Here is a 13,295-nt window from a genome sequence, read left to right on the forward strand (position 1 = left end):
CATGACGGAGCGCGCGGCCCGAAACGGACCTGCGGGCCTGGCCACGCGGGTCGGTTCGGTGCTGCGCGGCGCGTGGCACCGGGTCCTGCACCTGTGGCGGGCCTCGCTCGGCTTCCGCGTCGTCATCGTGACGATGCTGCTCGGCATCCTCGTGCTCACCGCCGTCGGCACCTACCTCTACGGCTCGATCGCCCAAGGTCTCGTCGACAGCCGCCAACGCATCGCCGCGGAGGACAGCCTGCGCGACGCCACCGACGCCCAGGGCCAGTTCGACTCCACCGACCAGACCGACACGCAGGACAAGCTGACCCAGTTCGCCACGACGCTGATCAAGTCCTACCGGCGCGACGCCGGCAACGAGACGCGCTACGTCGTGCTGACCCGGTTCGACGACAACCCGTCGCCGTTCATCGTCGGGCCGATCGAGAGCGGCAGCGTCGGGGTGCGCTTCATCCCTGACGAGCTGCGCCAGCAGGTCGCGGCACAGCCCGACCGGCAGCACCTCCAGGTCGCGACCATCGACGAGGGCGGCGACACCATCTCCGCCGTCATCGTCGGGCAGACGGTGGTCCTGCCCGTGGCCGGCAACTACGGCCTCTACTTCATCTACCCGATGGACCGCGAGCGCGAGATCATCAGCTTCATCGGGCAGACGTTCCTCTTCGGCGGGGCGGCCCTCATCCTGCTCATCGGCGCCATCGCCTTCGTCGTGACGCGCCTCGTCGCCGACCCGGTCCGGCGTGCGGCTGCCGTCGCGGAGCGCTTCGCCGAGGGCAACCTCAACGAGCGCATGCGGGCCAAGGGCGAGGACGACCTCGCCCGGCTCGGCACCTCCTTCAACGGCATGGCGGCCTCGATCCAGCAGCAGATCGCGCAGCTCGAGAACCTCTCGCGCGTCCAGCAACGCTTCGTCTCCGACGTCTCGCACGAGCTGCGCACCCCGCTGACGACGATCCGGATGGCAGGCGACCTCATCCACGACTCGCGCGGTGACTTCGAGCCCACGGTGGCGCGCTCGGCCGAGCTGCTGCGCGGCGAGCTCGACCGCTTCGAGTCCCTCCTCAGCGACCTGCTGGAGATCTCCCGGTTCGACGCGGGGGCGGCGGTGCTCGAGGTCGAGGCCAGCGACCTGCGTGCGTGCGTCGAGCGAGCCGTCGACGCCCACCGCACCCTCGCCGCCCGCAAGGGCACCCAGCTGGTCGTCAACGCGCCCTCGACCCCCGTCGTCGCCGACATGGACTCGCGGCGCATCGAACGCATCCTGCGCAACCTGGTCTCCAACGCCATCGAGCACGGCGAGGGCAAGCCGATCGAGATCACGATCGGCTCCAACGACAGCGCGGTCGCCGTGACGGTGCGCGACCACGGGGTCGGGCTCCGCCCCGGGGAGGCGGCCCTCGTCTTCACCCGCTTCTGGAGGGCCGACCCGGCCCGGGCCCGGACGACCGGCGGCACGGGCCTCGGGCTCGCCATCGCGCTCGAGGACGCGCGCCTGCACGCCGGGCGGCTCGAGGCCTGGGGCGCGCGCGGTGAGGGGTCGTGCTTCCGCCTCACCCTGCCGCGTCGGGCCGACGCGACGATCACCAGCTCACCGCTGCCGCTCAGCCCGCTCGCTGCCGAGGCGGSTCGCCTCCGTGGAGGCGGCGACGACTCGGGCAGCGACGAGCCATCCGGCCCGGTCCAGCCCGCCGACGACGACACGCTGCGCCTGCGCCGCATCGTCGTGGAGCGCGCACCGTGAGAGGCCGCCGCTTCGCGGGGCTGCTCCTCGTCGCGTCCACGGTGCTCGCCGCCTGCGGCGGCTTGCCGAGCACCGGCCCGGTCGTCGAGGGACGCGCCCTGGGCGAGGTCCTCAACGAGCCCGTCCGGGTCGTGGCCGTCGGACCCGTCGACGGTGCCAGCCAGGAGGCAGTGGTTCGAGGGTTCCTGCGCGCCGGCGAGGACATCGACGAGACCCATGCCACGGGCCGATTGTTCCTCGCGCCGCAGTCGGTGGACCTCTGGCGATGGTCGAGCGAGGACGTCGTGGTCTACGACGGGGATCTCACGGTCAAGCAGCTCCCCGGTGACGCCGTCGAGGTGAGTGCGGCCGGCATGGCCCGGCTGACGCCCGACGGACGCTACATCGAGCAGCCACCGGGGACTCGCGAGAAGGTCGTCTTCGGCCTGACCAAGGTCGGCGGCGAGTGGCGGGTCGAGCTGCCTCCGGGCGGGTTCGGGCTGTGGCTCGACAACGACCAGTTCAACCGGGTCTTCGTCAAGCGGTTCATCTACTACGTCGCCCCCAACGACCGGGACCTCGTCCCGGACCCGCGCTGGTTCCCGATCGGGACCCGTCTGGCCACGACCCTGGCCCGCGCCCAGCTCAGCTCAGTGCCCCCGCACCTGGCTGGCGCGGTCACCAGTGGGGTGCCGACGGGGACGCGCCTGGCGGTCAACGCCGTCCCGGTCACCGGCGGCAGGGCCTTGGTCAACCTCAGCAGCGAGGCGCTCTCCGCCGACCCCGCCGCCCGCGCGGCGATGTGGGCACAGCTGACGAAGACGCTGGGCCAGGTCGCCTCGGTCGGGTCGGTGTCGCTGGCTGTCGACAACACCCAGCTCGAGCTGCCGGGTGGCGTGACGTCGGTGGAGTCCGCCTCGGACCTCGGCTACGACGTCGCCGCCACCGCGGTCTTCGACACCGCCCTGCTGCGCGACGGCGATGCCATCCGGCGCTTCGATCCCCGCTACGTCCCCGACACGCAGGCGTCGAAGCGACCGGACCTCAAACCCAAGGACGGGGACATCGCCCGTGTCCCCGACACGTGGGGCGGTCTCGCGCTCTCCGTCGACGGCAAGCAGGTCGCGGCCGTGTCGGCGGACCGCCGCGACCTCTCGATCTGGCGGGCCACGGAGCCGACCAGGCCGGTCCCGTCGTTCGCCACGTCGCTGACGCAACCGACGTTCGACGCGAACGGCTACCTCTGGATCGCCGGTTCCGACGACCGGGGCAACGACCGCGTCTACGTCCTCGACTCCGTCTCGAGCGACCCCAAGTCCGCGCCGAAGCCGATCAGGACACCGTGGCTCGGCAACCGTCGCATCACGGCGCTCGCCGTCGCGGCGGACGGCGCCCGCGTGCTCGTCGTGACCACCGACCGCTCGGGGGGTGACGCGCAGCTCGGCCTCAGCGGGATCGTCCGGGCCACGAACAGCGAGCCCGAGGCCCTGTCGCCGCCGCTGCGCCAGGCCCAGTCGCTGACCCGCATCCAGGACGTCACCTGGCTGGACCCGGCGAACTACGCAGTCCTCGGCCAGGTGGGGGCGAGCGACGCCGTGCGCCCCTGGCTGGCCACGCTCGGTGCGGGCGTCGACGGGACCGCTCCGGGGATCGGTCGCCTCAACGCGGTCCCGGGCGCCGTGAGCATCACGACCGTCGGCGGACCCCGTGGCATCCTCATCGTCACGAGCGACCACCGCGTGCTGGCGCGAGCCGGGTCCAACTGGCCGCAGATCGAGCGGGGCAGCGACGTGCTCGTGCCGGGAGGCTGACCCGGGCCCGGTTGGTCAGGGCGGCGTGGTCCAGAGAGAGCGATCCAGCGGCTTGCGGTTCCGGGTCCACATCCCCCCGCGGCGACACGCCGTCGTCCCCAGACCCTGCGAACCGTCTCACGTCTCCACGTCCGATGCTGTCTGGTGGTCTCGTGGCTGGGCGTGGCGCGACCGGACCCACCGATCCGCGGAGGCGTCGTGACGTCGGGAGCGGCGTCGGGCGGGCCCTGTCGCGGCTGAGGGGCAGCGCCCTCGTCGACCTCGTCCTGCCCCGTGAGTGCGGCGGGTGCCTCCGCCCCGGCGCGGACTGGTGCGCGCGGTGCCAACGGGCGCTGCTGGGATTGGCCTTCGAGGCACCGGCCCGGGGCCTGCTGCAGCCGGGTGCGGCCCCGGCGACCGTGCAGGGGGCTGCGGTGGTCGAGCACGGCGGCGGCCCCTGGGTCGTGCCGCACCCGGCACCGGCCGGCATGCCGCCGGTGCACGCCTGGGGGATCTACGCCGACCCGCTCCGGGCTGCCGTGTCGGCATGGAAGGACGTGGGCCGGCGCGACCTCGAAGCCGTCCTGGCACCCCTGCTCGCCGCGTCCGTGGACGGCGCCCTCAGGGGCGCGGGCTGGGCCGACGGAGTGGTCGTCGTCGTCCCTGCACCCTCGTCGCGACACGCCGTGCGCGAGCGCGGCGACACACCGATGGCCGCACTCTGCCGCGCAGCCGTCGCGGAGCTCACGGATCGAGGCGGACCCGTCCTCCGAGTGGCGCCGGCACTCCGCCACGTGCGCCGGGTGGAGGACCAGTCCGGCTTGGGAACGGCTGAGCGGCGCGGCAACCTCTCCGGCGCCCTCTCGGTGATCCCGTTGTGGCACAGCGTGATCGGCGGACGCCGAATCCTGCTGGTCGATGACGTCGTGACGACGGGTGCGACGTTCGCCGAAGGCGCCAGAGCCCTGCGGGCCGCCGGTTCGGGCTCTGTCGTGGGTGCCTCGATCGCGGCCACCCAGCGCACTCGCGGCTGAAGACGCGACCTGTGGACGGGCCCTGCGGGTGCGGCGCGGATTGTTCCGGTCTGAGGGCGTTGCACGCCTTCCAGTGGACGCGCGGCGCAAGTAGGGTCGGGTCATGGACCCCGTCCCACGGGTGCGGCCGTCCGGCCGTCGACCCGGGACGAGATCAACAGGAAGAGGTGGTGCCTGGATGACCGGTGGGCCCGGTCCAAGGTGACCAGAGGCCCAAAACCACTCTCACTGCACCGCACGAAGAAGACGTGCGCGATCAAGGAGGAACCGTGGAGATCGTCGTCACTGGACGTCACGTCCAGATCCCCGACCGATTCCGTGAGCAGCTCGACGAGCGACTGGCCAAGGTGCCCGCGCTCGCCCCCAAGGTGCACCGCATCGACGTCGTCGTCACCCACGAGCGGGTTGCCCGCGGGTCCGAGAAGGTCGAGATCACGTGCCATGCGAAGGGGCCTGTGATCCGGGCGGAGGCTTGTCTCGATGACAAGTTCGCCGCGCTCGACATGGCTGTCGACAAGCTCATGGACCGCCTCAGGCGGGTGCACGACAAGCGCAAGGTCAGTCGCGGACGACGGATCCCGGAGTCGGTCGCGCACGCGACCGCCCGCATCGACTCCCTGGCGGACGGGACGGCGCTGGCCGGCTCCGACGCCGACACCCGCGACGACCGGGTCGATGACCTCGAGCGTTTCGGTGCACTCGGCAACTCGCCCATCGAGGTCCGCGAGAAGATCCACACGGCAGCGCCCATGACCCTCGAGGACGCCGTGAACGAGATGGAGCTCGTCGGGCACGACTTCTTCCTCTTCCACGACGCGGACACGGACCGCCCGAGCGTGGTGTACCGGCGACGCGGCTGGAGCTACGGGGTCCTGCACCTCGAGACCGACGTGGACGCCGACGTGGCCGCCACGGGCTGAACCACGATTCCTGCACGCCGACACGTCGGGGCGTCCCCTTTCGAGGGGGCGCCCCGACCGGTCTTCACGTCCGAGTCGCGGCCACGCGGATCCGACGGGCGGTGTGACGGTGGTGTGCGCCAAGATGGGGGCGTGAACCCGCCGACCACCGACGTCATCCGTGTCCTCATCGTCGACGACCACGCGCTCTACCGCAGGGGCCTGCAGACCGTCCTCGCGGTCGAGGAGGGCATCGAGATCGTCGGCGAGGCAGCGGACGGGGTCGAGGCGGTCGATCGGGCCGAGGAGATCGTTCCCGACGTCATCGTCATGGACGTCGGCATGCCCAAGCGCGGGGGCATCGAGGCCTGCCGGGTCATCAAGCAGCGCGTGCCCTCGGCCCGCATCCTGATGCTGACGAGCTCCGAGGACGAGGCGAACCTCTTCGAGGCGGTGCGCGCGGGGGCCAACGGCTACCTCCTCAAGGACGTGCCTCCCGAGGAGGTCGCGGCCGGGATCCGCAGCGTCTTCCACGGCCAGTCCCTGCTCTCGCCGTCGATGGCCTCCAAGCTGCTCGAGGAGTTCAAGCAGATCAGCCAGCGCGATACCGCCCCGGCCCCGGTGTCCGGACTGGAGCTGCCGCGCCTGACCGACCGTGAGCTCGAGATCCTCAAGCTCGTCGCCCGCGGCCGGCTCAACCGGGAGATCGCGGGGGAGCTGTTCATCTCCGAGAACACCGTGCGCAACCACATCCGCAACATCCTCGACAAGCTCCAGATGCACTCGCGCATGGAGGCAGCGATGTATGCCGTCCGCCAGCGGCTCATCGACCCCGGCGAATGAGCGCCGCCACCCGCAGCCTCACGCGAGGGCAGGCCCGACGCGTCGCCATCGCCGCCCAGGGCTTCCTCGACCCGCGTCCCGCACCCTTCGCTGCGACGATGCGCCACGTCCAGCGCGTCGTCGACCGGGTCGGTGTCGTGCAGATCGACAGCGTCAACGTGCTCGCCCGCAGCCAGTACCTCCCGTTCTTCTCCCGGCTCGGGCCCTACGACACCGCGCTGCTCGACCGGGCCCGTGACCGGGCGCCCCGTCGCCTCGTCGAGTACTGGGCGCACGAGGCGAGTCTCGTGCCGCCCTCGACCTGGCCGCTGCTCGACTTCCGGATGCGCGCCGCCGCCGAGAAGGCTTGGGGCGGGATGCGGCGCATCCTCGAGGAGCGCCCCGACTACGTCGATCTGGTCCGAGCCGAGGTCGAGGCCCGCGGCCCGATGACGGCACGTGAGGTGGAGGTCGCCCTCGCCCACGACCAGCCCCGCCGCACCGACCACTGGGGCTGGAACTGGTCCGAGGTCAAGCAGGCACTCGAGTACCTCTTCTGGGCCGGGCAGATCAGCTCGGTCGGGCGCACCACTGCGTTCGAGCGTCGGTATGCCGCCCTCGCGACCACCGCGCCGCCGCCCCTGCGTGAGGCCTGGACCGAGCGTCCCGGCGCGGAGGCCGACCCGGAGCGTTTCGTCGAGCTCGTCCGCATCGCGGCCCGGGCGCACGGCGTCGGCACCGAGCTCTGCCTGGCCGACTACTTCCGGATCAGGCGCGAGGACGCCCGCCCGGCCATCGCGCGCCTCGTCGCAGAGGGTGAGCTCATCCCGGTCACCGTGCCCGGGTGGAAGCCGGCCTGGCTGCACGCGGAGGCCCGGCTGCCCCGACGCGTCCACGCCGAGGCGCTGCTCAGCCCCTTCGACTCGCTGGTCTGGCAGCGCGACCGCATCCACGCGCTCTGGGACTTCCACTACCGCATCGAGATCTACACCCCCGCCGAGAAGCGCGTGCACGGCTACTACGTGCTGCCCTTCCTCCACGGCGACGCCCTCGTGGCGCGCTGCGACCTCAAGGCCGACCGAGCCGCGGGCGTGCTCCGCTGCCATCGGGTCACGTGGGAGCCGCAGGCACCCGCCGAGGCGCGCCCGGCACTGCTCGCCAACCTCGAGTCCATGGCGAGCTGGCTCGGACTCGGCCGCGTCGACCTCGCCGGCGATGCCGCCCTCGACCTCGCCGGGACGATGGTCAGCCGCTGAGCGTGCCCGGAGCACCCGGCATACGCCCTCGGGTGGCGCCAGACCCCCCGTCCGAACGGCATCGGAACCGGACCACGCGCCGGTGCGTTGGTCGTTGTGTCCGCAAGGCGGCTAGCCTAGGCGGGTCCCGTGACCCATCACGGGCGATGGAGCCCGCCCACCGGGCGCGTCCACACGTTCAGTCGGGAGTGAGATCACCAGATGGCCGTCATCGAGAAGCTGCTTCGCGCCGGCGAGGGCCGGACCCTGAAGAAGCTCCAGGGCATCGCCAAGCAGGTCAACGCCCTCGAGGCCGACTTCGAGAAGCTGTCCGACGAGGAGCTGCGCGACGAGACCAAGGGTTTCCGCGAGCGTCTCGACAACGGCGAGACGCTCGACATGCTCCTGCCGGAGGCCTTCGCCGCCGTGCGTGAGGCGAGCAAGCGCACGCTGGGCAAGCGCCACTTCGACGTGCAGCTCATGGGCGGCGCCGCACTGCACCAGGGCAACGTCGCCGAGATGAAGACCGGTGAGGGCAAGACGCTCGTCGCGACCCTGCCGAGCTACCTCAACGCGTTGTCCGGCAAGGGCGTCCACGTCATCACCGTCAACGACTTCCTCGCCGAGTACCAGTCCGAGCTGATGGGCCGCGTGCACCGCGCCCTCGGCATGGAGACCGGCTGCATCCTCAGCCAGATGACGCCCGAGCAGCGCCGCGCCGAGTACGCCAAGGACATCACCTACGGCACGAACAACGAGTTCGGGTTCGACTACCTGCGCGACAACATGGCGTGGGACCCGTCGGAGCTCGTCCAGCGCGGCCACAACTTCTGCATCGTCGACGAGGTCGACTCGATCCTCATCGACGAGGCCCGCACCCCCCTGATCATCTCCGGCCCGGCCGACCTCGCGACCAAGTGGTATGTCGAGTTCGCGCGCATCGCCGCTCGCCTGAACCGTGGCGAGGACGGGCGCGGCGACTACGAGGTCGACGAGAAGAAGCGCACCGTCGGCGTCCTCGAGTCGGGCATCGCCCGGGTCGAGGACCTGCTCGGCATCGACAACCTCTACGACACGGTCAACACCCCGCTCATCGGCTACCTCAACAACTCCATCAAGGCCAAGGAGCTGTTCAAGAAGGACAAGGACTACGTCGTCATGAACGGCGAGATCCTCATCGTCGACGAGCACACCGGTCGCATGCTGCCCGGCCGTCGCTACAACGAGGGCATGCACCAGGCGATCGAGGCGAAGGAGGGCGTCGAGATCAAGAACGAGAACCAGACGCTCGCCACGATCACCCTGCAGAACTACTTCCGCATGTACGACAAGCTCTCCGGAATGACGGGCACCGCCCAGACCGAGGCGGCGGAGCTCAACTCCATCTACAAGCTCGGCGTCATCCCGATCCCGACGAACCGTCCGATGATCCGCAAGGACCAGGCCGACCTCGTCTACCGCACCGAGGTCGCCAAGTACGACGCCGTCGTCGACGACATCGCGGAGAAGCACGCCGTCGGCCAGCCCGTCCTCGTCGGCACCGTGTCGGTCGAGAAGAGCGAGTACCTCTCCCAGCAGCTGAAGAAGCGCGGGATCAAGCACGAGGTGCTCAACGCCAAGCAGCACGAGCGCGAGGCCGCCATCGTCGCCGACGCCGGTCGCAAGGGCGCCGTGACCGTCGCGACCAACATGGCCGGTCGCGGCACCGACATCATGCTCGGCGGCAACTCCGAGTTCCGGGCCGTCGCGGAGCTCAAGCGTCGCGGGCTCGACCCGCACAAGACGCCGGAGGAGTACGAAGCCGCGTGGGACGAGGCGCTCGCCAAGGCCGAGCGCGACGTGGCGGCCGAGCACGAGGAGGTCACCGAGCTGGGCGGGCTCTACGTCCTGGGCACCGAGCGGCACGAGTCGCGCCGTATCGACAACCAGCTGCGAGGCCGCTCCGGTCGTCAGGGTGACCCGGGGGAGTCCCGCTTCTACCTCTCGCTCAACGACGACCTGATGCGCCTGTTCAACGCCGGTCTCGTCGACCGCTTCATGCAGACCGCCGGCATGGAGGACCACGTGCCGATCGAGAGCAAGATGGTGACGAACTCGATCCAGAAGGCCCAGGGCTCGGTCGAGGCGCAGAACTACGAGATCCGCAAGAACGTCCTCAAGTACGACGACGTCATGAACCGCCAGCGCCAGGTCATCTACGACGAGCGCCGTGCCGTGCTCATGGGCGAGGACCTGCACGAGCAGCTGCGCATGTTCGTCAACGACGTCGTCGGCTCGTACGTCGACGCCGCGACCGCCGACGGCTTCGCCGCCGATTGGGACCTCGAGAAGCTCTGGGACGCGATGCGCCAGGTCTACCCCGTCTCGCTCACCGTCGAGGAGGTCGAGGACATGGCCGGCGGGCGGCAGGCCATCACGGCCGAGCTCCTGCGCGAGCAGCTGATGTCCGACGCCCACCGTGCATACGACCAGCGCGAGGAGGCCCTCGGCTCGGACACGATGCGCGAGGTCGAGCGTCGTGTCGTCCTGTCGGTCCTCGACCGCAAGTGGCGCGAGCACCTCTACGAGATGGACTACCTCCAGGAGGGCATCGGCCTGCGCGCCATGGCCCAGCGTGACCCCCTCATCGAGTACCAGCGTGAGGGCTTCCAGCTCTTCGAGGCGATGATGGAGGCGATCAAGGAGGAGTCGGTCAGCCACCTCTTCTCAGTCGAGGTGCAGCTCCCGGAGCCGGCGGCGGCTCCCGTCGGCGCCACGCCGATGTCGGTCGGTGACCTCATGGGTGGCCTCGCCGACCACGCCCACGTGGCCGACGACGCGCCAGGCGCCGCGGCGGGCGGCGAGGAGGACGAGGCCGTGGCGGCCGGGCGTCGACCGTTCGGGTCTGGCGTCCGCGTGTCCGGCGTGGACCTCGACACTGACGGCCAGCGCTCCGGTGGGTTGCGGTACACCGCCCCCGGCGAGGACGGCCGGGCGGTGGAGTCCGGCGACCAGCAGACGGTGGAGCGCAAGGCCGACCGCCGCGGCAAGAAGGTCAAGCGCAAGCGCCGCTGATCCACGTTCTTCCCGCACAGCGCGGGGCAGACGGCCCGGGCACCTACAGGCTGCCCGGGCCGTTCGTGTCCGACAGGGAGCGTATGCCGGGTGGGCCGCCGACACCACGGGATGGCGCGCCCCGGCGTCGGCGCCACGGTCAGCCGATCGTGAGGGCGGTGACGAGCCAGCGGCCGTCGAGGCCTTCGAGCCGGAGTGCCAGGGCCCGGACGCGGCCGTGCGAGACGACGACCGCGCAGGCCTCGACGATCCCGTCGGCGGGCTCGCACACCCGAACTCGGCGCACGATCGCAGGTCGTCGTGGTCCGGGGGTCCGGCGGCGACCCGCGACCATGGCCTGGCGGGCGATGACCGAGTAGATGGTCGGGGCGGTGTGCCGGATGAGCTGCGGCGCCGGTCGCTGCCCCGAGACCACCTCGATGATGGCCTGTGCGAGGCGAGCCACCAGCGGCGCCGGTTCGGGCAGCTGGCTCGAGCGGGTGGGCTGGCGACCGAAGTCCTCGTCGTCGCGGGCGCCGAGGAAGTCGAGGGCGAGGGCGTCCTGGGCGTAGGGCAGTTCGCCGTGCCACGCCTCGTCGGCGCTGATGACCCGTGGCGCGGTCTGGGGGATGCGCCGCACGGTGAAGCCGGCCGGCGCGGGGGTGGTCGACAGGGCGGCTGTTGCCGCGGTGGCTCGCGTCATCGCGGGGCTCCTTGCTGGGCGGGCGCGCTCGTGAGGGTGCCGGCAGGCGTCCCGAGGCCAGGCGCGGAGGGGAGCGCCGCGGTCGCTGGGAAGGTCGCCGGCGGCGGTCGCAGCAGCTGTCCCGGCGTGAGCCGGTCGGGGTCGTCGCCCACGACGGCACGGTTCGCGGCATACCACCGGGGCCACTCCCAGGCGATCTCGGCGGCGGTGGCGCCCGGTCCCAGGTGTCGAGCCGCGATGGACCACAAGGAGTCGCCGCGGCGAACAGCTACGAGGTCGTGGGCCGCCGACGTCGGTCTGGGTGCCGGCGCCAGCAGTCGGGGGAGGTCGGTGTCGTGGACCGGTGGAGGAGCCGTCGGGACGTAGCCCGGGCCGGCAGGCGTCGGGGGGACTGCGGGCTCGACGGAGGGCGCGGGGGTGGCACCCTGCCCTCGGTCGACCGTCGGGGCGAAGCCGGGCGTCGGTTCGGTCGGTGCGAACCCCGGCGCCAGGTCGTTCGGCGTCGCGCTGCCGCCCGCCGGGACCCCGGGGTCCGTGCTTCGGGCGACCGGACCGGATCCGGCGACCGACACGGGAGTCGGCGGCAGGGCCAGTGAGCCGACCGAGGCCCCCAGCGTCAGGGCCAGGATCTTGCGCACCGCCAGCGGCGTGATGCGGTCCCCGACACTCGCAGCCGCGCGCCCGGCGGCTCCGGGCAGCAGCGCGGCCACCGCAAGCAGGGAGCCGAGCGCGAGCCAGGCTGCCAGCAGCACACCGACCCACCCGAGGAGCAGGAGCAGGACGTCGTCAAGACGGGCGGCCGCCGGGAGGCGCGCGCCCTGTCGGACGACGGTCATCAGCAGGGCCATGGCCGCGACGGCGACGCCGACGCCGACCAGGCCGCCCACGAGCTCCCGGACGGTCGTCCCCGGACCGGCCCCCGCGCCCGGCCGGCGCCGGCGGTGTTCGTGCCGGGCTCGTGCTGGCCGCGACCCGGCGCGGATGGTTGATGCTGATCCCCTGTACATGCCATCATTGAATGTCGTTTGCTTGCGTTTGGTCAAGTATGGTTTTGGTCAAGGGACATCGGGTGGCGCCCGATGCTTCGGCGAGGGAGGGTGGAGCGCATGCGGTGGGACCGACTCTTCGACGATCTCGAGGCGCAGCTGGCTCTCGACGACGTCCGTGAGCTCGAGGCAGAGGTCGCCGACCGCACCCGGCGGGAGCGAGCGCTGCTCGACGTGCACACCCGCCTGCTCGCCAACGTCGGGTCATCACACGTCGGTCTGCGCCTGCCGGCACGCGTGGTCGCCGGCTGCCTCGTGGACGTGGGCCCCGACTGGGCGCTCGTCGAGACGGCACCGGGCCGCCCCGTCCTGGTGGCGCTCGCCGCGGTCCGTGCCGTGTCCGGGGTCGGTCCGGGAGCGCTCACTCCGTCGGTCGTGGCCCGACGGTTCGGCCTGGGGGCGGCCCTGCGCGCCGTCAGCAGGGACCGGGCGGTGGTGGAGGTGGCCGACGTCGACGGTCAGGGGGTGACCGGAACCATCGACGTCGTCGGCGCCGACCACCTCGAGCTCGCCGAGCACGCCTCCGACGAGGTCCGGCGCACGGCGAACGTCACCGGCCGGCTCCTGGTGCCGTTCTGGTCACTCGGGTCGGTCCGCCGTCTCTAGGTGCACGACCGTTCAGCCCGGGCACCCGGCCCGACCTCACTCCTCGCCGGTGCCGCCGAAGGGGTGGGCCTGCACGAAGGACTTCGTCTCGGCATACATCCGCTGGATGTAGCTCTCGAGCTCGGTGGCCTCGACGCGCCACTGGCCCCGCCCGCCGATCTTGATGGCCGGCAGCTCCCCGGAACGCACCAGGGCGTAGGCCTGCGCCGAGGAGATGTTGAGGATCTCCGACACCTCGGCGAGCTGCAGGAACCGCTGGGCCACCTTGACTCCTTCTCTGTCACCGCCTCGTCGACGGACCTCATCATCCTAGAGACCCGCCGCAACTGGCTCGCCCGTTGTCCCCACCTGTGCACGCTCGACGAGCGTTTCGCCCCCACGTGCTGCAAGATGTTGCCGCGTCGCCC

11 protein-coding genes are annotated in these 13,295 nt (G+C 71.6%); 8 read left to right on the top strand and 3 right to left on the bottom strand.

What is annotated here, in order from left to right; all coding sequences use genetic code 11:
- Position 1: 1 nt before the first annotated feature.
- The 7 genes from mtrB (at position 2) to secA (ending at position 10,554) form a co-directional block, all read left to right on the top strand.
- The gene (gene mtrB / locus AB4030_RS15500; RefSeq protein WP_442280104.1) at positions 2–1,741 is read left to right on the top strand and encodes an MtrAB system histidine kinase MtrB; all 1,740 of its coding nucleotides are present in this window, start codon (positions 2–4) and stop codon (positions 1,739–1,741) included.
- The gene (locus AB4030_RS15505) at positions 1,738–3,531 is read left to right on the top strand and encodes an LpqB family beta-propeller domain-containing protein (protein ID WP_442280105.1); all 1,794 of its coding nucleotides are present in this window, start codon (positions 1,738–1,740) and stop codon (positions 3,529–3,531) included. The genes mtrB and AB4030_RS15505 overlap by 4 nt, the downstream gene beginning before the upstream one ends.
- A gap of 152 nt (positions 3,532–3,683) precedes the next feature.
- Positions 3,684–4,544 (top strand): ComF family protein, encoded by an 861-nt coding sequence (locus AB4030_RS15510; protein WP_442280106.1) that lies wholly within the window; start codon positions 3,684–3,686, stop codon positions 4,542–4,544.
- A gap of 269 nt (positions 4,545–4,813) precedes the next feature.
- Positions 4,814–5,464, top strand: coding sequence for a ribosome hibernation-promoting factor, HPF/YfiA family (gene hpf / locus AB4030_RS15515; RefSeq protein ID WP_442280107.1), 651 nt, complete (start codon positions 4,814–4,816; stop codon positions 5,462–5,464).
- 132 nt (positions 5,465–5,596) lie between these two features.
- Positions 5,597–6,286 (top strand): response regulator, encoded by a 690-nt coding sequence (locus tag AB4030_RS15520; RefSeq protein ID WP_442280108.1) that lies wholly within the window; start codon positions 5,597–5,599, stop codon positions 6,284–6,286.
- Positions 6,283–7,521 carry a winged helix-turn-helix domain-containing protein gene (locus tag AB4030_RS15525; RefSeq protein ID WP_442280109.1) on the top strand — a complete coding sequence of 413 codons (1,239 nt, stop codon included), beginning with the start codon at positions 6,283–6,285 and terminating at the stop codon, positions 7,519–7,521. Before AB4030_RS15520 ends, AB4030_RS15525 begins: the two co-directional genes overlap by 4 nt.
- A gap of 201 nt (positions 7,522–7,722) precedes the next feature.
- Positions 7,723–10,554: a preprotein translocase subunit SecA gene (secA, locus tag AB4030_RS15530; protein WP_442280110.1), complete on the top strand. Its 2,832-nt coding sequence runs from the start codon at positions 7,723–7,725 to the stop codon at positions 10,552–10,554.
- 139 nt (positions 10,555–10,693) lie between these two features.
- On the opposite strand, the gene AB4030_RS15535 is transcribed toward secA, so the two are convergent.
- Together AB4030_RS15535 and AB4030_RS15540 are read right to left on the bottom strand one after the other, a co-directional pair.
- Positions 10,694–11,236 (bottom strand): Rv3235 family protein, encoded by a 543-nt coding sequence (locus AB4030_RS15535; protein ID WP_442280111.1) that lies wholly within the window; start codon positions 11,234–11,236, stop codon positions 10,694–10,696.
- The gene (locus AB4030_RS15540; protein WP_442280112.1) at positions 11,233–12,243 is read right to left on the bottom strand and encodes a LysM peptidoglycan-binding domain-containing protein; all 1,011 of its coding nucleotides are present in this window, start codon (positions 12,241–12,243) and stop codon (positions 11,233–11,235) included. Before AB4030_RS15540 ends, AB4030_RS15535 begins: the two co-directional genes overlap by 4 nt.
- A 99-nt stretch (positions 12,244–12,342) precedes the next feature.
- Between AB4030_RS15540 and AB4030_RS15545 the strand changes: the two genes are divergently transcribed.
- On the top strand, positions 12,343–12,888 hold the full coding sequence (locus AB4030_RS15545; RefSeq protein WP_442280113.1) for a hypothetical protein: 546 nt from the start codon (positions 12,343–12,345) through the stop codon (positions 12,886–12,888).
- Positions 12,889–12,924: 36 nt separating this feature from the next.
- On the opposite strand, the gene AB4030_RS15550 is transcribed toward AB4030_RS15545, so the two are convergent.
- Complete coding sequence (locus tag AB4030_RS15550; protein WP_442280114.1) at positions 12,925–13,152, bottom strand: helix-turn-helix domain-containing protein; 228 nt, start codon at positions 13,150–13,152, stop codon at positions 12,925–12,927.
- Positions 13,153–13,295 lie beyond the last annotated feature (143 nt).

Origin of the sequence: Terrabacter sp. 2YAF2 (assembly GCF_052114705.1) — a bacterium.
In the GTDB taxonomy this organism is placed as follows: domain Bacteria; phylum Actinomycetota; class Actinomycetes; order Actinomycetales; family Dermatophilaceae; genus Terrabacter.